The 18,178-nt window shown below is 64.6% G+C and carries 22 protein-coding genes; 11 read left to right on the top strand and 11 right to left on the bottom strand.

Features of this window, described 5'->3' with window-relative positions; translation table 11 throughout:
* The first annotated feature begins 82 nt into the window (after nt 1-82).
* From OEG79_RS18765 to OEG79_RS18740, 6 genes are all read left to right on the top strand, one after another.
* Complete coding sequence (locus OEG79_RS18765) at nt 83-3,694, top strand: DUF2339 domain-containing protein (RefSeq protein ID WP_264146452.1); 3,612 nt, start codon at nt 83-85, stop codon at nt 3,692-3,694.
* A complete protein-coding gene (locus OEG79_RS18760; protein WP_264146451.1) occupies nt 3,691-5,037 on the top strand; it encodes a DUF3999 domain-containing protein in 1,347 nt (448 codons plus the stop codon). Before OEG79_RS18765 ends, OEG79_RS18760 begins: the two co-directional genes overlap by 4 nt.
* A 128-nt stretch (nt 5,038-5,165) precedes the next feature.
* Nucleotides 5,166-6,173 carry a class 1 fructose-bisphosphatase gene (locus tag OEG79_RS18755; protein WP_264146450.1) on the top strand — a complete coding sequence of 336 codons (1,008 nt, stop codon included), beginning with the start codon at nt 5,166-5,168 and terminating at the stop codon, nt 6,171-6,173.
* Nucleotides 6,173-6,775: a DUF924 family protein gene (locus tag OEG79_RS18750; protein ID WP_264146449.1), complete on the top strand. Its 603-nt coding sequence runs from the start codon at nt 6,173-6,175 to the stop codon at nt 6,773-6,775. Before OEG79_RS18755 ends, OEG79_RS18750 begins: the two co-directional genes overlap by 1 nt.
* A 69-nt stretch (nt 6,776-6,844) precedes the next feature.
* A complete protein-coding gene (locus OEG79_RS18745) occupies nt 6,845-7,096 on the top strand; it encodes an outer membrane protein assembly factor BamE (protein WP_264146448.1) in 252 nt (83 codons plus the stop codon).
* Nucleotides 7,097-7,108: 12 nt separating this feature from the next.
* The gene (locus OEG79_RS18740) at nt 7,109-7,651 is read left to right on the top strand and encodes a lipocalin family protein (protein WP_264146447.1); all 543 of its coding nucleotides are present in this window, start codon (nt 7,109-7,111) and stop codon (nt 7,649-7,651) included.
* Between the two features lie 43 nt (nt 7,652-7,694).
* Here OEG79_RS18740 and OEG79_RS18735 read toward each other — a convergent pair whose 3' ends face one another.
* On the bottom strand, nt 7,695-8,132 hold the full coding sequence (locus OEG79_RS18735) for a hypothetical protein (protein WP_264146446.1): 438 nt from the start codon (nt 8,130-8,132) through the stop codon (nt 7,695-7,697).
* A 77-nt stretch (nt 8,133-8,209) separates the two neighbouring features.
* On the opposite strand from OEG79_RS18735, the gene pip reads away from it, so the two are divergent.
* On the top strand, nt 8,210-9,181 hold the full coding sequence (gene pip, locus OEG79_RS18730; protein ID WP_264146445.1) for a prolyl aminopeptidase: 972 nt from the start codon (nt 8,210-8,212) through the stop codon (nt 9,179-9,181).
* Nucleotides 9,178-9,615: a D-aminoacyl-tRNA deacylase gene (gene dtd, locus OEG79_RS18725; protein ID WP_264146444.1), complete on the top strand. Its 438-nt coding sequence runs from the start codon at nt 9,178-9,180 to the stop codon at nt 9,613-9,615. The genes pip and dtd overlap by 4 nt, the downstream gene beginning before the upstream one ends.
* 39 nt (nt 9,616-9,654) lie before the next feature.
* Here the strand turns inward: dtd and OEG79_RS18720 are convergent, their stop codons facing one another.
* The 9 genes from OEG79_RS18720 to ubiE all read right to left on the bottom strand — a co-directional run bounded on the left by OEG79_RS18720 (nt 9,655) and on the right by ubiE (nt 15,515).
* Nucleotides 9,655-10,365, bottom strand: coding sequence for a 16S rRNA (uracil(1498)-N(3))-methyltransferase (locus OEG79_RS18720; RefSeq protein WP_264146443.1), 711 nt, complete (start codon nt 10,363-10,365; stop codon nt 9,655-9,657).
* The gene (tatC, locus tag OEG79_RS18715) at nt 10,362-11,156 is read right to left on the bottom strand and encodes a twin-arginine translocase subunit TatC (protein ID WP_264146442.1); all 795 of its coding nucleotides are present in this window, start codon (nt 11,154-11,156) and stop codon (nt 10,362-10,364) included. The genes OEG79_RS18720 and tatC overlap by 4 nt, the downstream gene beginning before the upstream one ends.
* A complete protein-coding gene (gene tatB / locus OEG79_RS18710; protein ID WP_264146441.1) occupies nt 11,153-11,491 on the bottom strand; it encodes a Sec-independent protein translocase protein TatB in 339 nt (112 codons plus the stop codon). Before tatB ends, tatC begins: the two co-directional genes overlap by 4 nt.
* Nucleotides 11,492-11,494: 3 nt before the next feature.
* Nucleotides 11,495-11,728 (bottom strand): twin-arginine translocase TatA/TatE family subunit, encoded by a 234-nt coding sequence (gene tatA, locus OEG79_RS18705; protein ID WP_024306614.1) that lies wholly within the window; start codon nt 11,726-11,728, stop codon nt 11,495-11,497.
* 22 nt (nt 11,729-11,750) lie between these two features.
* Nucleotides 11,751-12,083 carry a phosphoribosyl-ATP diphosphatase gene (locus OEG79_RS18700; RefSeq protein WP_264146440.1) on the bottom strand — a complete coding sequence of 111 codons (333 nt, stop codon included), beginning with the start codon at nt 12,081-12,083 and terminating at the stop codon, nt 11,751-11,753.
* Nucleotides 12,076-12,474, bottom strand: a complete 399-nt coding sequence (gene hisI, locus OEG79_RS18695) for a phosphoribosyl-AMP cyclohydrolase (RefSeq protein ID WP_264146439.1) — start codon at nt 12,472-12,474, stop codon at nt 12,076-12,078. Before hisI ends, OEG79_RS18700 begins: the two co-directional genes overlap by 8 nt.
* A gap of 70 nt (nt 12,475-12,544) precedes the next feature.
* Entirely contained in the window at nt 12,545-14,131 is a 1,587-nt protein-coding gene (gene ubiB / locus OEG79_RS18690; protein ID WP_264146438.1) for a ubiquinone biosynthesis regulatory protein kinase UbiB, read from the bottom strand.
* Entirely contained in the window at nt 14,128-14,745 is a 618-nt protein-coding gene (locus OEG79_RS18685; protein WP_264146437.1) for an SCP2 domain-containing protein, read from the bottom strand. The genes ubiB and OEG79_RS18685 overlap by 4 nt, the downstream gene beginning before the upstream one ends.
* Entirely contained in the window at nt 14,745-15,515 is a 771-nt protein-coding gene (ubiE, locus tag OEG79_RS18680; RefSeq protein ID WP_264146436.1) for a bifunctional demethylmenaquinone methyltransferase/2-methoxy-6-polyprenyl-1,4-benzoquinol methylase UbiE, read from the bottom strand. The genes OEG79_RS18685 and ubiE overlap by 1 nt, the downstream gene beginning before the upstream one ends.
* A 148-nt stretch (nt 15,516-15,663) precedes the next feature.
* Here ubiE and OEG79_RS18675 point away from each other — a divergent pair, with 148 nt between their 5' ends.
* The 3 genes from OEG79_RS18675 to OEG79_RS18665 all read left to right on the top strand — a co-directional run bounded on the left by OEG79_RS18675 (nt 15,664) and on the right by OEG79_RS18665 (nt 17,468).
* Complete coding sequence (locus OEG79_RS18675) at nt 15,664-15,939, top strand: polyhydroxyalkanoic acid system family protein (protein ID WP_264146435.1); 276 nt, start codon at nt 15,664-15,666, stop codon at nt 15,937-15,939.
* A gap of 163 nt (nt 15,940-16,102) precedes the next feature.
* Nucleotides 16,103-16,549, top strand: coding sequence for a phasin family protein (locus OEG79_RS18670; protein ID WP_264146434.1), 447 nt, complete (start codon nt 16,103-16,105; stop codon nt 16,547-16,549).
* Nucleotides 16,550-16,559: 10 nt separating this feature from the next.
* Complete coding sequence (locus tag OEG79_RS18665; RefSeq protein ID WP_264146433.1) at nt 16,560-17,468, top strand: phasin family protein; 909 nt, start codon at nt 16,560-16,562, stop codon at nt 17,466-17,468.
* Nucleotides 17,469-17,557: 89 nt separating this feature from the next.
* Here the strand turns inward: OEG79_RS18665 and OEG79_RS18660 are convergent, their stop codons facing one another.
* Nucleotides 17,558-18,172, bottom strand: a complete 615-nt coding sequence (locus OEG79_RS18660) for a TetR/AcrR family transcriptional regulator (RefSeq protein ID WP_264146432.1) — start codon at nt 18,170-18,172, stop codon at nt 17,558-17,560.
* Nucleotides 18,173-18,178 lie beyond the last annotated feature (6 nt).

The following is an 18,178-nucleotide window of genomic DNA, read 5'->3' as shown; positions in this document are numbered from 1 at the left end:
TGCGACTCCTATACTGTGTGCCCGTCTCGAGGGGCCAGCAGGAACGCGAGGCGACCTCTTTCTCAGGATCGGGATATAACGCATGCAATGGATCTTCATGCTGGTCGGTTTGCTGCTCGGCGTGGGCGTCAGCGAATCGGCCACGGGCGCAATTCTTGGCGGACTGATGGGCCTTGCCCTGGGGCAGGCGCTGCGGTTGCAGAGTCTGGAGTCGCGCAATGCGCAGCTCAGCGCGCAGCTCAAGGATTTCGCCGAGCGCTTCGACCGCGGTACCCGCGCAATCCACGAACGCCTGTTGAAGGTGGAGCAGAGCGAACGCAGCGAGCCGGAGCCCGCTCCGGCGTCAGTGACTGCTGAACCGATCTCGCAGCCGGTGCCCGAGCAGGAACCAGAAGCGGTCGCTGCCGAAGAGCCCGCTGCTGAGGAGCTCGTTCTGGAGCTCGACTGGACGCTGCCGGAAGTGGACACGCCCCTGGCCGAACAGCCTGCTGCGATCGCTGCGAAGGTCGTTCCCGAGCCGCAGCCGGCTCCCCGGCAAAGCCCGTGGCGCGAGCAGGCGCCGCGCGAACCCAATCTGATCGAGCGTGGCCTTGCCGCCGCCAAGGCCTGGCTGTTTGGCGGCAACACCGTGCTGCGTGTCGGGGTGGTGCTGCTGTTCCTTGGCCTGGCCTTCCTCCTGCGTTACGCCACCGAAGGTGTCGAGGTGCCGGTGGAGCTGCGTTACATGGGCGTTGCCGCCAGTGCTCTGGCATTGCTGGGCCTCGGCTGGTGGCTGCGGCGGCGTAACCGCAACTATGCCCTGGTACTGCAGGGCACCGGTATCGCCGTGCTGTACCTGACCGTATTCGCCGCCATGCGCCTGCATCCGTTGCTCGACCCGGGCATGGCGCTGGGCTTGCTGGTAGCGGTGACGCTGTTCTCGGCCATTCTCTCGGTACAGCAGAATGCCCTTGGCCTGGCCGCCGCCGCTGCGCTGGGCGGTTTTGCCGCACCGATCCTCACATCCACCGGCAGCGGCAACCATGTCGCGCTGTTCTCCTATTTCGCCCTGCTCAATGCCGGCATCTTCGCCATCGCCTGGTTCAAGGCCTGGCGCCTGCTCAACCTGATCGGTTTCGTCGGCACCTTCGGCATCGGTTTCGCCTGGGGCCTGCGTTCCTACAAGCCTGAGCTGCTGTGGAGCACCGAGCCTTTCCTGATCCTGTTCTTCCTGATGTACGTGGCCATCGGTCTGCTGTTCGCCCGGCGTACCTTGCAGGAAGCGACTGAGGCACCCGCAGCGCGTGATGAATTGCTGCGCTGGTCGGCGCGGCGCGGTGACTACGTCGATGCCACCACCCTGTTCGGCCCGCCGCTGGTCGGCTTCGGCCTGCAGGTGGCGCTGGTACGCCACATCGAGTTCGCTGCAGCCTTCAGTGCCCTGGGCCTTGGCCTGTTCTATCTGTTGCTGGCGCGGGTACTCAAGGCGCGTGCCGGTGAGCGTGCGCTGTTGCTGGTGGAAACCTGCCTGGCGCTTGGCGTGGTGTTCGCCAGCCTGGCCATTCCGCTTGGCCTCGAGGCACGCTGGACGACGGCGGCCTGGGCCGTGGAAGGCGCCGGTATCTATTGGCTGGGCTTGCGTCAGGGCCGGCCGCTGGCGCGGGCGTTTGCCCTGCTGTTGCAGGTGGGGGCGGCACTGGTTTTCCTCGGTCGTCTGGATTTTGCTCACCACCGCCTGCTCGACGGTTCGCCGCTGGGCGCACTGATGCTCGGTGTGGCGCTGTTGTTCAGCTACTGGCAGCTGCGCCAGGCGCCGCAGGCCGCCAGTGCCTGGGAAAACCGCTTGCTGCCCTGGCTGGGGCTGGCCGGTTTGTCATTCCTCTATCTGATCGCGCCGCTGCTGTTCGCGGCGCCCGGCACGGCCATCGCCTGGGCGCTGGCCGGGCTGGCGACGCTGTTCGTCGGTCTGCGTATCGCGGCGCCGAGCTTCGTCTACAGCGCGTTCGCCATCCAGTTGCTCGGCGGTCTGCTGTTCCTCGGCCAGGCGGCGCTGGATTCGCTGTCCGGGCGCGGCGGCTTCAACAGCGGCTGGTTCGGTCTGCTGGCTGCGTCGGTCGTGGGATTCGGCCTGCTTGCCGGCATGCTGCTGGCGGCGCGTGATCCGCACATCCGCGAGAACCGCCGGCTGCTCGGCGCACTGTCGGCGATCATGCTGGTGGGTCTGGTATTCATCAATCTGGCCGTGCTGTTCGTCCTGCCCTGGGTAGCCGCCGCCGCGGTGTGGGGCGGCACGGGGCTGATGATTCTCTGGCTGGCGCTGTATCTGCAGCAGCGCGCAGCCTTCCTCTTCAGTCTGGTGCTGCAGGTGTTCGCCGGGCTGGTGTTCCTCGCCGAGGGGCCGCTGTTGCTGGCGGGAATCAGTGGTGAGGGGCTGTCACCGCTGGCGCATACCGGTTTCTGGACGCCCGCCGTGCTGGGGCTGGCCGCACAGGTCGGCGCCTGGCGCCTGCACAGCCTGGTGCGCAGTGGCCGAGAGACCGGCATCGACGGTGTCAGCCTGCAGCGCCTGGGCCAGTTGCTGCTGGCTTGGGGCGCCGGCTGGTGGGCGCTGGCGGTAAGCAGCGAAGTGCTGCGCTTCGTCGCGGCGGATCTGCAGAGCAGCGCGTTGCTGGTGCTGGCGGCATTGTCGGCGCTGATCTGGATGCTGCTGGCCCTGCGCACCCGCTGGTGCGAGATGGCGGTGTTGTGCAGCCTGCTGGCGCCGGTGGCCGGGTTGATCCTGATGCATGCCTGGCATCCGCTCTACCATCCAGCCGCCAGTTTCGGCTGGTTGGCCTGGTCTGCCGTGTTCGCGGTACATCTGCTGGCACTGCGACGTCTGAGCGATCTGCTGCCGGGGGCGGCGGCCAGCGCCGCCCATGTGCTCGGTTGCTGGCTGTTGATCGGCGTGCTGGCGCTGGAGTTGCGCTATCTGCTGCTGAGCCTGTCCGATCACTACAACGCCTGGCGCTGGCTGGGCTGGGCACTGCTGCCGACCGCCTATCTGTGGGCCATGGCTCAGTCGCGTCGTCTGCCCTGGCCGGTTTCTGGTTTCGAGCGTGAATACCGGCTGTGGGCAGCGGCGCCGCTGGCGGCATTGATGCTCGTCTGGTTCTGGCTGGCCAACGCCAACAGTGCCGGTGACAGTGACCCGCTGCCCTACCTGCCGCTGATCAATCCGCTGGAACTGGGCCTGCTGCTGTGCCTGGCTGCGCTGTTTGTCTGGGCGCGTGATGCATTGCCGCGTTTGGGGCTGGAGCCGACGCGTGCGCTGCAGCTGCTGCAGGGCGTCGCCGGGCTGTCACTGTTCGCTCTGCTGACGGTGGTGGTGATGCGCACGGCGCATCACTGGGGCGGCGTGCCCTGGAGCAGCCCGGCATTGTTCGAATCGATGCTGGTGCAGGCCGGCCTGTCCATCGTCTGGACGCTGATCGCCCTGGCACTGATGCTCGTCGGCCACCTGCGGGTGCGTCGCGAGCTGTGGCTGGTCGGCGCCGCGCTGATCGCTCTGGTGGTGGCCAAGCTGTTCTTCATCGAGCTGGGCAATCGTGGCGGTCTGGAGCGCATCGTGTCGTTCATCGGTGTCGGCGTGCTGCTCCTGGTTGTGGGTTATTTCGCCCCGCTGCCGCCGCGCAAGACCGATGAAAACCCAGGGAACAAGGAGTCGTTGTCGTGAAAATCTTCGCCACCGTTCTGGCCGTTGGCCTGTCACTGCTCAGCAGCGTGCAGGCAGAGGAGCGTCCGCAGGACTATCGCCAGTTGCTGCCCCTGACTCTGGAGGGAGAGGGGCCCTGGTATCGGCTGGAGCTGCCGATGGCCGTGCACTATGCGGCCCAGCATGCCGATCTGCGTGATCTGCGCATCTTCAACGGCGCAGGCCAGGCCCAGGCCTATGCGCTGCTGCCCGGTCAGAGCGAATCGCGTGATCAGGAGCAGGAGCATGGCGTGCGCTGGTTTCCGCTGTACGCCGATGCGCAGCAGGGCGATGTGCCGCGCCTGCGCGTGCAACGCAGCAGCGACGGCACCCTGATCGAATTGAGTGGCGAGGAACCAGCGCCCGCTGAACGTCAGCTGCGCGGCTGGCTGTTCGACGCCAGTGCCATCGATGCACCGCTGGTGCGCATGAGCCTGGGTTGGAATGGCGTTGAGGAGGGCTTTCAGCACTTCACCATCGAGGCCAGCGACGACCTGCAGCACTGGCGTGGCTGGGGCGAGGGGCAGGTTGCGCGCCTGAGTTTCGCCGGCGACAGGATCGACCAGCGCCAGGTGGAACTGCCCGCCCGCACGGCACGCTACATTCGTCTGCTCTGGAGCAGCCCGCGCCAGGCTCCGGAACTGGACGCGGTGACGCTGCGCAGTCGTCGCCAGGCGAGCAGCCCGGCGCCGCTGATCTGGTCCGAGCCGATGCCGGCGCAGGCCATGAGCGACGGGCATTACCAGTGGCAATTGCCGCAAGCCCTGGTGTTGCAACGCCTGCGCATCAATCTGGAAGAACCCAACACCCTGGCACCTGTGCGGTTCGAGGCGCGTGCGGCGGAAAAAGACCGCTGGCGGGCGCTTGCCAGCGGCGTGCTGTACCGGCTGCCGCAGGATGGCGGCGAAGCGCGACAGGACGAACTGCCCCTGCCGGCCTGGCCAGTGCGCCAGGTGCGCATGAAGGTCGACGCGCGTGGCGGTGGTCTGGGCCAGCAGACGCCGACCGCGAGCTTCGCGGTACGTGCCACTCAAGTGGTGTTTCTGGCGCGTGGCGAGCCGCCTTACCGACTGGCGACAGGCCGCGCCGCTGCGGCGTCGGCGGCGCTTCCCGTCGGCACGCTGATTCCCGGTTACTCGACAGAGCGTCTGGCCTCGCTGGCGCTGGCACGGGTCGACGTCAGTGCTGTCCCGTCCGAGGTGAATGCGCCGGCGAGCGTGGCGACGGACTGGAAGCGCTGGGGGCTCTGGGCCGTGTTGCTGCTTGGCGTGGTCTTGCTGGCCGCGATGGCGGCGAGCCTTCTGCGGCGGCCTGAAAAAGGCTGAGCCAGGCCAGAGCGCCCGTATCGGCGGCCTGCTGGCAGGTGGCATCGTCAGCCATCCATCCCGGCAGGCAGCATTGCGCAGCGACTCGGGTTAAACTGCGCGCGTTTTTTCCCTTTCCGGAGCCGTCCATGTCCCGCGTCACCCTGAGCCGCTACCTGATCGAGCAGACTCGCAGCCACAACACCCCGGCTGACCTGCGTTTCCTTATCGAAGTCGTGGCGCGTGCCTGCAAGGCGATCAGCCATCAGGTTTCCAAGGGCGCCCTCGGCGGCGTACTGGGCAGCCTGGACACCGAAAACGTGCAGGGCGAGGTGCAGAAGAAGCTCGACGTGATCTCCAACGAGATCCTCCTCGAAGCCAATGAGTGGGGCGGCCACCTGGCCGGTATGGCCTCCGAGGAAATGGACAACGCCTATCAGATCCCGGGCAAGTATCCGAAAGGCGCCTATCTGCTGGTGTTCGACCCGCTGGACGGCTCCAGCAACATCGACGTCAACGTTTCGGTCGGCACCATCTTCTCGGTGCTGCGTTGCCCCGACCGTCACGGCGAGACCGGCGACCTGGGCGAGGAAGCCTTCCTCCAGCCGGGTACCCAGCAGGTCGCTGCCGGCTACGCCATCTACGGCCCGCAGACCATGCTCATGCTGACCCTAGGTGACGGCGTCAAGGGCTTCACCCTGGACCGCGAGCTGGGCAGCTTCGTGCTCACCCACGACAGCATCAAGGTGCCGGAGGCGACCAAGGAATTCGCCATCAACATGTCCAACCAGCGTCACTGGGAAGCCCCGGTGCAGCGCTACGTCGACGAGCTGCTGGCCGGCGAGACCGGCCCGCTGGGCAAGAACTACAACATGCGCTGGATCGCCTCGATGGTGGCCGACGTGCACCGCATCCTCACCCGTGGCGGTGTGTTCATGTACCCGCGTGATGCCCGCGATCCTTCGATGCCAGGCAAGCTGCGCCTGATGTACGAGGCCAACCCGATGTCGATGATCATCGAGCAGGCCGGCGGTGCCGCCACCGACGGCAGCCAGCGCATCCTCGATATCCAGCCCACTTCCCTGCACCAGCGCGTGCCGGTATTCCTCGGTTCGAAGGAAGAAGTGCTGCGCATCACCGCCTACCACCGCAACTGATGCACGCCTGGCAGCCGCTTCTCGACTGGTGGTTCGGTGCCGATCCGGGCACGGCCACCGAGATCGAGGCGGCTCGCCATGGCTTGTGGTTCGGCAAGCGCGACAGCCAGGATCGTGAGGCCGAAGCGCGTTTCGGCGCGCAGGTCGAGCAGGCCCTCGCCGGTGGGCTGCGCGAGTGGGGTGATGATCCGCAGGGCTGGCTGGCGCTGCTGATCCTGCTCGATCAGCTGCCACGCATGATCTTTCGCGACACGCCGCGGGCCTTCGCTGGTGACAGCCTGGCCCGCCCGTTATTGCGCGACGGCCTGGACCGCGGCTGGGATCGCAGGCTTGCGCCGATCCAGCGGGTGTTTGCCTATCTGATCTTCGAGCACGCCGAAGACCTGCCCTTGCAGAACCGCGCCGTCGGGCTGTTTACCGATCTGCTGAACGAAGCCGCCGACGATGAACGTGCGGTATTCGCCGGCTACCTCGATTTTGCCGAGCGCCACCAGCGGATAATCGCGCGTTTCGGCCGCTTTCCCCATCGCAATGCGATCCTGGCCCGCTCCTCCACTGACGAAGAACAGGCTTTTCTGCGGGAACCCGGCTCGCGTTTCTGAACTCCAAACGGGCAAGTCGCCTTCGGCTATGCCAAGCTTGCTGGCATCTTCCCATCAGGAGCTTCACCCATGTCGATGCGTATCTTCGCGTTGCTCGCCTGCTGTCTACTTGCCGCCTGCAGCAAGATCAATCAGGAAAACTACTCCAAGCTCAAGGCGGGCATGAGCAAGACAGAGGTGGAAAGCCTGCTCGGTGCGCCGGGCGAATGTGCAGGTGCCTTGGGCATGACCAGCTGCACCTGGGGCGACGACAAGGCCTATATCAGTGTCCAGTACGCCGGAGACAAGGTCATGCTGTTCTCCGGCAAGGGACTCAAATAAACAGGAGCCTCCATGCGTTCGATCCTACTCGCCAGCGCCATTCTCGCCCTCGCCGGCTGTGCCAACTCCGGTACCGGTAACATTCACAAATCGCCGCCGCAGACCATGCAGGTCGACCTGCAGCGCTACCAGGGCACCTGGTACGAGCTGGCGCGGCTGCCGATGTTCTTCCAGCGCAAATGCGTGCAGTCGGAAGCGCATTACGGCCTGCGTGACGATGGCCGCATCGACGTGACCAACCGCTGCCGTGACAAGGATGGCGAGTGGATCGAGGCCAAGGGCGTCGCCGAGCCGCAGGTCGAAGGACAAACCGACAAGCTGTGGGTGCGCTTCGACAACTGGGCCAGCAAGCTGCTGCGCATCAAGGGCGACTACTGGGTGATCTATCACGACGAGGATTATCGCGTGGCCCTGGTCGGCCACCCGGAGCACAAGTATCTGTGGCTGCTGTCGCGTACCCCGGAAGTTGACCAGGAAACCCGCGACAAGCTGCTCAGCATCGCCCGTGAGCAGGGTTACGTCACTTCGGATCTGATCTGGCGCCAGGCCGACTGATCCGGCGGTCGTCCGCAGTCCGGAGTGCATCCGGGCTGCGGCGTCACTCCCATTCCAGACGCGCGAGTTTCCACTCGCCGCCGTCGAGCCACCATTCCAGCTTCACCGAATAGTGTCGCGCGCTGTCGGGGATCAGCCCCTCTGCACCGCTCAGGCCGACCTGCGCCTCGGTATAGCCCTTGCGGCTGATTGCCAAGTCGATCCAGCTGCGCTTGCCCAGCGCGAGCACCTTGATGTTCTTGTGGCGTAGAAACAGCAGGGTCATGGTGTGCCTGGCCCATTCGCGGTCCTGCTCCTGGCGGGCCAGGAAATCGCCATGCAGCTGCTCCATCACCGCGCCGGTGTTCTTGGCCTCGATATTGTCCTGCAGCAGCTGCACGGCGGCTTCCAGCGCAGCCTGCGGGTCGTCGCGGCCGCCGCAACCGGCGAGCAGAAGGGTGAGAGAGACAAGCAGCGACCAGGACAGGTGACGCATCGACATGCCGAACTTCCTTTTCATGGTTATGATGCCGGGCAGAGCGGACACGGCAGTTGTAGCCCATCGAACAGGAGCCGACCATGCAGACTTTGTATCCGGAGATCAAACCCTACGCACGCCATGAGCTGGCGGTCGAGCCACCGCATGTGCTGTACGTCGACGAGAGTGGCTCGGCGGACGGGTTGCCGGTGCTGTTCATTCATGGTGGTCCCGGCGCCGGCTGCGATTCCGCCAGTCGCCGTTACTTCGATCCTGCCCTGTATCGCATTGTCACCTTCGATCAGCGCGGCTGCGGTCGTTCCACCCCTCACGCGAGCCTGGAGCACAATACCACCCAGGCGCTGATCGCCGATATCGAGCGTATTCGTGAGCATCTGGGCATCGACAGATTCGTGCTGTTTGGCGGCTCCTGGGGCTCCACCCTGGCGCTAGCCTATGCGCAAGCGCATCCGCAGCGCGTGCAGGGTCTGATCCTGCGTGGCATCTTCCTGTGCCGCCCGCAGGAGTTCAGCTGGTTTTATCAGGAAGGCGCCAGCCGCCTGTTTCCCGATTATTGGGAAGACTATGTCGCACCAATTCCGCCAGAGGAGCGTGGCGACCTGATGCAGGCCTTCTACAAGCGCCTTACCGGCCCCGACCAGATCGCCCAGATGCATGCTGCCAGGGCCTGGTCGACCTGGGAGGGACGCACTGCCACCCTGCGCCCCAACCCCCAGGTGGTCGATCACTTCAGCGAGGCACATCGGGCACTGTCCATCGCCCGTATCGAGTGCCACTACTTTGTCAACAAGGCCTTCCTCGAACCCGATCAGCTGCTTCGCGACATGCCGAAGATCGCCCACCTGCCGGGCATCATCGTGCATGGCCGCTACGACGCCATCTGCCCGCTGGACAACGCCTGGGCACTGCATCAGGCCTGGCCCAACAGCGAGTTGCAGATCATCCGTGATGCCGGCCATTCGGCGGCGGAACCCGGTATCACCGATGCGCTGATTCGCGCCGCCGAACAGATGGCCCGCCGCCTGCTCGACCTGCCGCCGGAGGACGCATGAAGCTGCTGATCCAGCGCGTCAGCGCAGCAAGAGTTGAGGTCGACGGCGAGGTGGTGGGCAGCATCGATCAGGGGCTGCTGGCGCTGGTCGGCATCGAGCCGCAGGACGATCAGGCCAGTCTCGCTCGTGCCCTGCACAAGCTGCTCAACTACCGAGTGTTCAGCGATGACGCGGGCAAGATGAATCGCTCGCTGAAGGATGTGCAGGGCGGTCTGCTGCTGGTCTCGCAGTTCACTCTGGCAGCAGACACCAAAAGTGGCATGCGCCCCAGCTTCTCCAGCGCAGCGCCGCCTGCCCAGGGGGCTGCACTGTTCGATGCGCTGGTCGAGCAGGCGCGGGCGCAGCATCCCCAGGTGGCGACAGGACGCTTCGGCGCCAATATGCAGGTACACCTGGTCAACGACGGGCCGGTGACCTTTCTGCTGGAAGTCTGAGGCGCCGGAGCTATTGGCAGGCGTTCGCGCAGAGCGAAGCTAGAACAGTCGCGCCAGCAACACCGGCACGGCGGTTTCCACGCGCAGGATGCGTTCACCGAGCTGCACGGGCTGCAACCCTGCCGCCTGTTTCAGCAACTCCACTTCGTACGGAATCCAGCCGCCTTCCGGGCCGATGGCGAGGGTTACCGGCTCCTGCACGGCGCGGGGGCAGGCCGCGTAGTCGCCAGGGTGGCCGACCAGACCGAGCGTGCCTGCTGCCAGTGCCGGCAGGCGGTCCTCGACGAAGGGCTTGAAGCGTTTCTCGATGCTCACCTCGGGCAGCACGGTATCGCGTGCCTGCTCCAGGCCGAGGATCAGTTGTTCGCGAATCGCCTCTGTCTCGAGAAACGGTGTCTGCCAGAAACTCTTCTCCACGCGGTAGCTGTTGACCAGAACCAGACGTGGCACGCCCATCGCACTTACGGTCTGCAGTACGCGCTTGAGCATTTTGGGGCGAGGCAGGGCGAGGATCAGGGTCAGCGGCAGCTTGGCCGGTGGAGGTTGGTCGAGGCTGACCTGCAGCTCTGCCTGGCCGGCATCCAGCGCGAGCAGTCGACCTTCGCCCATCATCCCGCCAAGGCGGCCGACGCGCAGACGATCACCCGCTTCGGCGCGATGCACTTCATGTAGATGCTTCAGGCGCCTGCCAGTGAGGCGGACCCGATCGACGCCGACGAAGTCGGCGTCTTCCAGCAACAGAAGATTCACGACAGTGGTGCGGGTGGGTGGTCTTCGGGCTTGCTCTCGTCCTCGACCTGTTCCTCGTCGCGTTTGCGCTTGACTAGCGCGCCAGCCAGCAGACCGCTTTCGAACAGCAGCCACATCGGCACGGCCAGCAGCGTCTGCGAGAACACGTCCGGCGGTGTCAGCACCATGCCGACCACGAAGCAGCCGACGATCACATAGGGGCGGCTATTGCGCAGCGTGGCGACGTCGACCAGGCCGACCCAGATCACCAGGAAGGTGGCGATGGGGATCTCGAAGGCCACGCCGAAAGCAAAGAACAGGGTCAGGACGAAGTCCAGGTACTGGCCGATGTCGGTCATCATCGCAACCCCTTGCGGGGTCACGCTGGCAAAGAAGCCGAACATGATCGGGAACACCACGAAGTAGGCGAAGGCCATGCCGGCGTAGAACAGGAAAATGCTGGAGATCAGCAGCGGCACTGCGATGCGTCGCTCGTGGGTGTACAGCCCCGGTGCGATGAAGCCCCAGGCCTGGTGCAGGATCACCGGCATGCCGAGGAACAGCGCGCACATCAGGGTCAGCTTGAAGGGCGTGAGGAAGGGCGAGGCGACGCCCGTGGCGATCATCGTCGCGCCCTCCGGTAGGTAGGCGCGCAGCGGTGCCGCGACCAGGGCGTAGATGTCCTGCGCGAAGTAGAACAGCCCGGCGAAGATCAGCAGGATGATCACGACGCAGCGCAACAGGCGCGTACGTAGCTCGGTCAGGTGCGAGACCAGAGGCATTTCCTGGTCGGCGTCCGGCAGTTTGCTCATGGCTGGGGATTCTTGTCCTGGGCGGCGGGCTGCGTGGTTTCGGCGCTCTTGCTCGCCTCGCGACCCGGTTTGAGGTTTGCGGTGTCGAGGATGTCCTGCTTCATCGCCTTCATTTCCCGCTCCAGCTCAAGAATCCGCTCGTTGTGCAACTGGCGGCGGATCTCGTCGGCGCCGATTTCGCGCTCCACCTCGGCTTTGATCGAGTTGAAGCTACGCTTGATCCGGCCGACCCACAGGCCGGCCGTGCGTACGGCACCGGGCAGGCGCTCGGGGCCGAGCACCACCAGGGCCACCAGGCCGACCAGCAGCAGTTCGCTGAAACCGATGTCGAACATGGCTCAGTCTTTCTTCGCCGGCTCTTCGACCTTGCGTGCCTGGGCGTCGATGGTCTGCCCCTTGGGCTCTTCAACGGCAGGTTTGTCGGCTTCACCGTTGTCCATCGACTTGCGGAAGCCCTTGATCGCGTCGCCCAGGTCCGAGCCAAGGTTCTTCAGGCGCTTGGTGCCGAACAGCATGACCACGATGAGCAGGATGATCAGGAGTTGCCAGATGCTGATGCCGCCGAAACCCATGATGATTTCTCCGTTGTGAAAGTTATTCGGATTGCCGCGCGGCTTTTTCCGCGTGGCCGGACAGGCCGAAACGGCGATCCAGTTCATCCAGCACGGCCTGCGGGTGCTGGCCGAGTGCAGCGAGCATGACCAGGCTGTGGAACCACAGATCGGCGGTTTCGTAGATCAGGTCCTGGCAGTCACCGCTGGTGGCGGCGTCCTTGGCGGCGATGATGGTTTCCACCGACTCCTCACCGACCTTTTCCAGAATCTTGTTCAGGCCCTTGTGATACAGGCTGGCGACGTAGGAGCTGTCGGGCGCTGCGCCCTTGCGCGCTTCCAGTACTTCGGCCAGGCGGTTCAGGGTGTCACTCATGGCTGTGTCCTGCATAGATGGCGTGCGGATCTTTCAGCACGGCGTCGACGGTTTTCCAGCCGCCATTCTCGTATAAGCGGTAGAAGCAGCTTTCGCGCCCGGTGTGGCAGGCGATGCCGCCCAGTTGCTCGACCATCAGTACGATGACATCGGCGTCGCAGTCCAGACGCAGTTCGTGCAGCTTCTGCACGTGGCCGGATTCCTCTCCCTTGCGCCACAGCTTGCCGCGCGAGCGCGACCAGTAGATGGCGCGCTGTTCGCTGACGGTAAGGGCGAGGGATTCGCGGTTCATCCAGGCCATCATCAGGATGCGGCCGGTCTGGTAGTCCTGGGCGATGGCCGGCACCAGGCCGTCTTCGTTCCAGTGGATTTCGTCGAGCCAATCGTTCATCGGTGTTCCAATTCTGCCGGGGCTGCCGGACTTTCAATTCGCCAAGTGTGCCAGCGCTGTGGCTGGCTGGCTATCGGCGCAGCACCAGATAAAGTCCGCCTACGACCATCAGCCACGCCGGCCAGGCTGTCAGCAGCGGCGCCAGGCCTTGAACGGCACCGGCACCGATCAGTGCGGCGCCGAGCAGGCGTAGCGGCCATTGATCACGGGACGGGTGTTGTTCTTCCCGCTGCTGTGAACGCTGCAGGCGTTCCAGGGTGTCGCGGGCAATTTGCGACAGATGCGGCACCTGTTCGGCCTGCTGCTGCAGGTTGCGCAGCAGATGCAGCGGGCTGATGCGCTCGCGCATCCAGCGTTCGAGGTAGGGCTGGGCAGTACTCCACAGATCCAGATCCGGATACAGCTGACGGCCCAGGCCTTCGATATTGAGCAGGGTCTTCTGCAGCAGCACGAGCTGCGGCTGCACTTCCATGTTGAAGCGCCGTGCGGTCTGGAACAGGCGCAGCAACAGCTGGCCGAAAGAGATGTCCTTCAGCGGCTTCTCGAAGATCGGCTCGCACACGGTACGGATGGCGGCCTCGAACTCGTTGACCTTGGTTTCCGCCGGCACCCAGCCCGAGTCGATGTGCAACTGCGCCACCTTGCGGTAGTCACGTTTGAAGAAAGCCAGCAGGTTGCGCGCCAGGTAGTCCTGGTCCTCGTCGGTGAGGCTGCCGACGATGCCGCAATCGATGGCGATGTACTGCGGGCTCCAGGGCGTGCGGGTGCTGACGAAAATGTTGCCGGGGTGCATGTCGGCGTGGAAGAAGCTGTCGCGGAACACCTGGGTGAAGAAAATCTCCACGCCGCGCTCGGCCAGCAGTTTCATGTCGGTGCGCTGGTCGGCCAGGGTGGCCAGGTCGGTCACCGGAATGCCGTAGATGCGCTCCATCACCAATACCTGCGGACGGCACAGATCCCAGTAAACCTGCGGTACGTATAGCAGGGGCGAGCCTTCGAAGTTGCGCCGCAGCTGGCTGGCGTTGGCGGCCTCGCGCAGCAGGTCGAGCTCATCGAAGATGGTTTTCTCGTAGTCGCTGACCACTTCTACCGGATGCAGACGACGGGCATCGGCCGAAGCCTTTTCGGCGATGCGGGCGATCAGATACAGCCAGGCCAGATCCTGGCGGATCACCGGTTTCAGGCCCGGGCGCACCACCTTGACCACCACTTCCTCGCCGGTCTTGAGCTGCGCGGCGTGTACCTGTGCTACCGAGGCCGAGGCCAGCGGCTGGCTGTCGAAGCGGGCGAACAGCTCACTCACCGGAGCGCCGAGCTGGCGTTCGATCAGGGCGATGGCCTGATCTTCGGGGAATGGCGGAACACGGTCCTGCAGGTGCGCCAGCTCGTCGGCGATGTCCGGCGGCAGCAGGTCGCGTCGAGTGGAGAGCAACTGGCCGAACTTGATGAAGATCGGCCCCAGGTCCTCCAGCGCCAGACGCAGGCGCGCGCCGCGCGACAGCTCCAGTGGCTTGCGCGGCAGCCAGCGCCAGGGCAGCAGGCAGGACAAGCTGCGCAGCCAGAACGGCAGCGGCAGCTCGAAGAGCATCTCGTCCAGTTGATAGCGGATCACTACGCGCTGGATGCGCAGCAGACGGCGAACGGCAAGCAGCTTCATGCGTCGGGCTTATTGGCAGAAGTGAGGCGCTCGATGCGTGCTTCCAGGCGGTCGAGGGCGAGTTTGAGTTGGTCCAGTTCGGCGAAGCGCACATCGGCTTCGCGCTGGCCCACCAGAGTGCGTGACTCTTCGGCCAGATAATCGGCCAGATCCTGCCTGAGGCTGGCGGCGCCGTTGCTGGCCAGGTTCACCCGGCTGCGCAGATGCCCGGCGAGCAAGGTAGTGGCCAGCGGGCCGAGCCAGCGGGAGATTTCGTATTCCCAGTCCAGCTCCAGATCCTGCAGGATGTCGGCCAGTTGCAGCAGCACGGCGCTGTCTCCGTCGAGCGAGACTTCCGGGCGATGCAGGACAGCGGTTTTTTCGCGGCTCAGGGCCAGACGCGCCAGGCTGGCGGCGGGAGCAGTGAGCGTGCAGTCTGCCGGAGCGTGCCACTGGGAAGCCAATTGCAGACCGGAGCCGCTGGGCAGGATGAACAATTCCAGCACCGGGCTTTGGCAATGCACGGCGATCACCTTGCCGCTCAGCGCCTGCAGGCGCGGCAGAGCCGTGCCGTCGAGGCTGAGGACCCGGTTGAGGCCCGTTTCGACGCCTGCCAGCAGTCCCGTGATGAGCATTAAGGTTTGATGCCGCGGTGCAGGGCGACGATGCCGCCGGTCATGTTGTGGTAGGTCACGCGCTCGAAGCCGGCGTCGACCATCATCGCCTTGAGCGTTTCCTGATCCGGGTGCATGCGGATCGACTCGGCGAGGTAGCGGTAGCTGTCGGCATCGTTGGTGATCAGCTTGCCGGCAAGCGGCATGAAGCTGAACGAGTAGGTGTCATAGACCTTGGCCAGCAGCGGGTTGCCCGGCTTGGAGAACTCCAGCACCAGCAGGCGGCCGCCCGGCTTGAGCACGCGCAGCATGGAGCGCAGGGCGTCTTCCTTGTGGGTGACGTTGCGCAGGCCGAAGGCGATGGTGACCACGTCGAAGTGGTTGTCCGGGAAGGGCAGCTTTTCGGCGTCGGCCTGGACGAACGAAACGTTGCCGGCCACGCCCTTGTCCAGCAGACGGTCACGACCGACCTTGAGCATGGAGTCGTTGATGTCGGCCAGCACCACCTCGCCGGTCGGCCCGACCAGGCTGGAGAATTTGCGTGTCAGGTCACCAGTGCCGCCGGCGATATCCAGCACGCGATTGCCCGGGCGCACGCCTGACAACTCGATGGTGAAGCGCTTCCACAGGCGGTGCATGCCGCCGGACAGCACGTCGTTCATCAGGTCGTACTTGGCTGCCACCGAGTGGAAAACCTCGGCTACCTTCTCCGCCTTCTGGCTTTCCGGTACGTCCTGGAAACCGAAGTGGGTGGTGGGTTCCTGCTCGTGGGCCTTGCGTGGATCGCTCATGTCGCTCTCACCGGATGGAAAACCGCTCCATTCTAAAGCTGCATTGCAGTCTTTGTCTTGCCTGGGTGCCCGGTCGCGCGGTGGGCTGGTAGAGTGATGTGACCTCATGCCGCAGCCTTGCGGCACGCTGCCAGTTCAAGGAGTTGTCATGTCCCGCATTCGTGTCGAACGATCTCATTCCCTCGGTCGCGACGGCGCCCGCGAAAAGGCCGAGCGTCTGGCCGAGCGCCTGGCCAGCGAGTACGACGTGCGTTATCGCTGGAACGGCGACACACTGGAATTCAAGCGCAGCGGTGCCGGCGGCAGCATCGCTGTCGGTGAGGATACGGTGCGTGTCGAGCTCAAGCTCGGCCTGCTGCTGTCGCCCATGGGCGGCATGATCCAGCGCGAGATCGAACAGGTGCTGGACAAGTCGCTGGCCTGACAGTCGCGGGCCGGTAGACGGCGCAGTCTGCACGGCCTTCAGGCCAAGCATCGGTACTGGCGCATGCGCCTAGTATGCGATTTCTAATTTTTCTCCCTAGGGTGTACCCAAGCCTGCATTGCGTGGGCGTTTCCGCTAACTGTCAAAGCGCGTGAGGTGCACCATGTCGAAAGTTGCCGTGAAGAAAAAAGTCGAAGCCGTGGTCGAAGACAAGGCCGGTCTGTTCGACGACGTGAAGGGCTACGCCCGCAAGATCTACCTCGCCGGCCTGGGTGCTTACGCCAAGGCAGGTGTGGAGGGGGCCGAATACTTCAAGGAGCTGGTCAAGGCCGGTGAAAGCGTAGAGAGCAAAGGCAAGAAACTGGTCGACGAACAGGTAGAGGCCGCCAACAGCCAGATCGAATCGGTCAAGCAGTCGGTCAATTCCAATGTCACCAGAGTCAAAGGCAAGGTCGAAGTGCAGCTCGACAAGATCGAGAAGGCTTTCGACACTCGCGTGGCTGCCGCTCTGAACCGTATCGGCATTCCGTCCAAGCAGGATGTTGAAGCACTCTCTGCTAAGCTGGATGAGCTGAGCGCGTTGCTCGAGCATGTCGCGCGTACCAAATAAGGAGATCAGGATGGCTGTTAAGAAGAAAACCGAGAAACAGACCAGCTCCTGGATCGGCGAGGTCGAGAAATACTCGCGCCAGATCTGGTTGGCAGGCTTGGGCGCTTACTCCAAGGTCAGCAAGGACGGCACCAAGCTGTTCGATACCCTGGTCAAGGACGGCGAGAAGGCCGAGAAGCTGGCCAAGAGCGAAGTGGACGCGGTGAAGTCCAGTGTCGGCAGCAAGGTTGGCTCCGCCAAGTCCAAGGTCGATGAGGTCAAGGGCAAGGCGTTCGGCAAGTGGAACGAGCTGGAAGAGGCTTTCGACAAGCGTCTGAACAATGCCATCTCGCGCCTGGGCGTACCCAGCCGCAATGAAGTGAAGGCATTGAACGACAAGGTCGACAGCCTGACCAGGCAGCTGGAGAAAATCACCGGCGTGTCGGCCAAGCCTGCCGCCAAAGCCGCGCCTAAACCCGCTGCCAAGGCTGCCGCCAAGCCGGCTGCGAAAACGGCGGTCAAACCTGCTGCGAAGTCTGCCGCCAAGCCTGCTGCCAAAGCTGCAGCCAAACCGGCTGCTAAACCAGTCGCTGCCAAAGCCGCCGCCAAACCTGCGGCTGCAAAACCGGCCGCCAAATCTGCAGCCAAATCTGCAGCCAAGCCCGCAGCCAAACCGGCCGCCAAGGCCGCCGCGAAACCGGCTGCCAAGCCAGCTGCAGCCAAACCTGCGGCCGCCGCCAAGCCGGGAGCAAGTAAACCTGCCGCGAAACCGGCAGCGGCGAAGAAACCGGCCGCGAAAAAACCTGCAGCACCCAAGGCTGCTGCGCCGAAACCGGCCGCACCGGCTCCGGCTCCGGCCCCGGCCCCTGCCGCAGCTGCCACACCGGCCGCTGCACCTGCTCCGGCTGTCGCCCCGGCAACTCCAGCCACGTCATCCTGAGTGTCTCTGTAGCCCAAACGCCCGGCCTGATGCCGGGCGTTTTCATTTCGGCCCGCTGCGAGCGCCTCGCGCCTCGGCTGTGATGCGCGTCAGGCTTGCAGATAACGCTGCGCCAGATGCTCGACAGTGCCGCGTGATGGCTGGTTCAGGTGTGGCGCGACCAGCATCATGATCTGGTAGACCACCAGGCGTACTTCTCCGTCCTGACCGAGGATGCGCTGGTAGTCGAGGGAGAACAGCAGGGTCAGGGTGATCTGCTCGACCAGTTGGCCGAGCGCCTGGGTGTTGCTGTTCAGTTGGCCGTCCGCCATCAGGCGGGCGAGCAGGGCGGCCAGGGTGCGTTTCAGCGCGTTCAGCCAGTGGCGAATGCCGCGCGCCAGTTTCGGCAGGCGCCCGGCCAGGTTGGACATGTCCTGGAAGAGAAAGCGGTACTGAGACAGACGCTCGACGATCAGGTGCAGGAACAGCCAGTAGTCCTCCACATCCAGTTCGGCGTCTGCCGGCGGGTCGAGCAGTGGGGCCATCTCGCTCTGGAAGCGCTCGAACAGCTCCAGAACCAGTGGCTCCTTGCCGTGGAAGTGGTAGTAGAGATTGCCCGGGCTGATCTCCAGTTCGTTGGCAATTTCCAGGGTCGAAACGTTGGGCTCACCCTGCTCGTTGAACAGCTGCAGGGCGGTTTGCAGAATGCGTTCGCGGGTTTTCATCCTTGG

This window comes from Pseudomonas sp. Z8(2022) (genome assembly GCF_025837155.1).
Classification (GTDB): domain Bacteria; phylum Pseudomonadota; class Gammaproteobacteria; order Pseudomonadales; family Pseudomonadaceae; genus Aquipseudomonas.
This window is presented reverse-complemented; position numbering and strand designations above follow the sequence as displayed.

Bases quoted from the DNA above. Each gene is read 5' to 3' on its own strand.
- OEG79_RS18765 (WP_264146452.1), top strand. From the start codon at position 83: ATGCAATGGATCTTCATGCTGGTCGGTTTGCTGCTCGGCGTGGGCGTC.
- OEG79_RS18755 (WP_264146450.1), top strand. From the start codon at position 5,166: ATGTCCCGCGTCACCCTGAGCCGCTACCTGATCGAGCAGACTCGCAGC.
- OEG79_RS18750 (WP_264146449.1), top strand. From the start codon at position 6,173: ATGCACGCCTGGCAGCCGCTTCTCGACTGGTGGTTCGGTGCCGATCCG.
- OEG79_RS18745 (WP_264146448.1), top strand. From the start codon at position 6,845: ATGTCGATGCGTATCTTCGCGTTGCTCGCCTGCTGTCTACTTGCCGCC.
- OEG79_RS18740 (WP_264146447.1), top strand. From the start codon at position 7,109: ATGCGTTCGATCCTACTCGCCAGCGCCATTCTCGCCCTCGCCGGCTGT.
- OEG79_RS18735 (WP_264146446.1), bottom strand. From the start codon at position 8,132: ATGTCGATGCGTCACCTGTCCTGGTCGCTGCTTGTCTCTCTCACCCTT.
- pip (WP_264146445.1), top strand. From the start codon at position 8,210: ATGCAGACTTTGTATCCGGAGATCAAACCCTACGCACGCCATGAGCTG.
- dtd (WP_264146444.1), top strand. From the start codon at position 9,178: ATGAAGCTGCTGATCCAGCGCGTCAGCGCAGCAAGAGTTGAGGTCGAC.
- tatC (WP_264146442.1), bottom strand. From the start codon at position 11,156: ATGAGCAAACTGCCGGACGCCGACCAGGAAATGCCTCTGGTCTCGCAC.
- tatB (WP_264146441.1), bottom strand. From the start codon at position 11,491: ATGTTCGACATCGGTTTCAGCGAACTGCTGCTGGTCGGCCTGGTGGCC.
- tatA (WP_024306614.1), bottom strand. From the start codon at position 11,728: ATGGGTTTCGGCGGCATCAGCATCTGGCAACTCCTGATCATCCTGCTC.
- OEG79_RS18700 (WP_264146440.1), bottom strand. From the start codon at position 12,083: ATGAGTGACACCCTGAACCGCCTGGCCGAAGTACTGGAAGCGCGCAAG.
- hisI (WP_264146439.1), bottom strand. From the start codon at position 12,474: ATGAACGATTGGCTCGACGAAATCCACTGGAACGAAGACGGCCTGGTG.
- ubiB (WP_264146438.1), bottom strand. From the start codon at position 14,131: ATGAAGCTGCTTGCCGTTCGCCGTCTGCTGCGCATCCAGCGCGTAGTG.
- OEG79_RS18685 (WP_264146437.1), bottom strand. From the start codon at position 14,745: ATGCTCATCACGGGACTGCTGGCAGGCGTCGAAACGGGCCTCAACCGG.
- ubiE (WP_264146436.1), bottom strand. From the start codon at position 15,515: ATGAGCGATCCACGCAAGGCCCACGAGCAGGAACCCACCACCCACTTC.
- OEG79_RS18675 (WP_264146435.1), top strand. From the start codon at position 15,664: ATGTCCCGCATTCGTGTCGAACGATCTCATTCCCTCGGTCGCGACGGC.
- OEG79_RS18670 (WP_264146434.1), top strand. From the start codon at position 16,103: ATGTCGAAAGTTGCCGTGAAGAAAAAAGTCGAAGCCGTGGTCGAAGAC.
- OEG79_RS18665 (WP_264146433.1), top strand. From the start codon at position 16,560: ATGGCTGTTAAGAAGAAAACCGAGAAACAGACCAGCTCCTGGATCGGC.
- OEG79_RS18660 (WP_264146432.1), bottom strand. From the start codon at position 18,172: ATGAAAACCCGCGAACGCATTCTGCAAACCGCCCTGCAGCTGTTCAAC.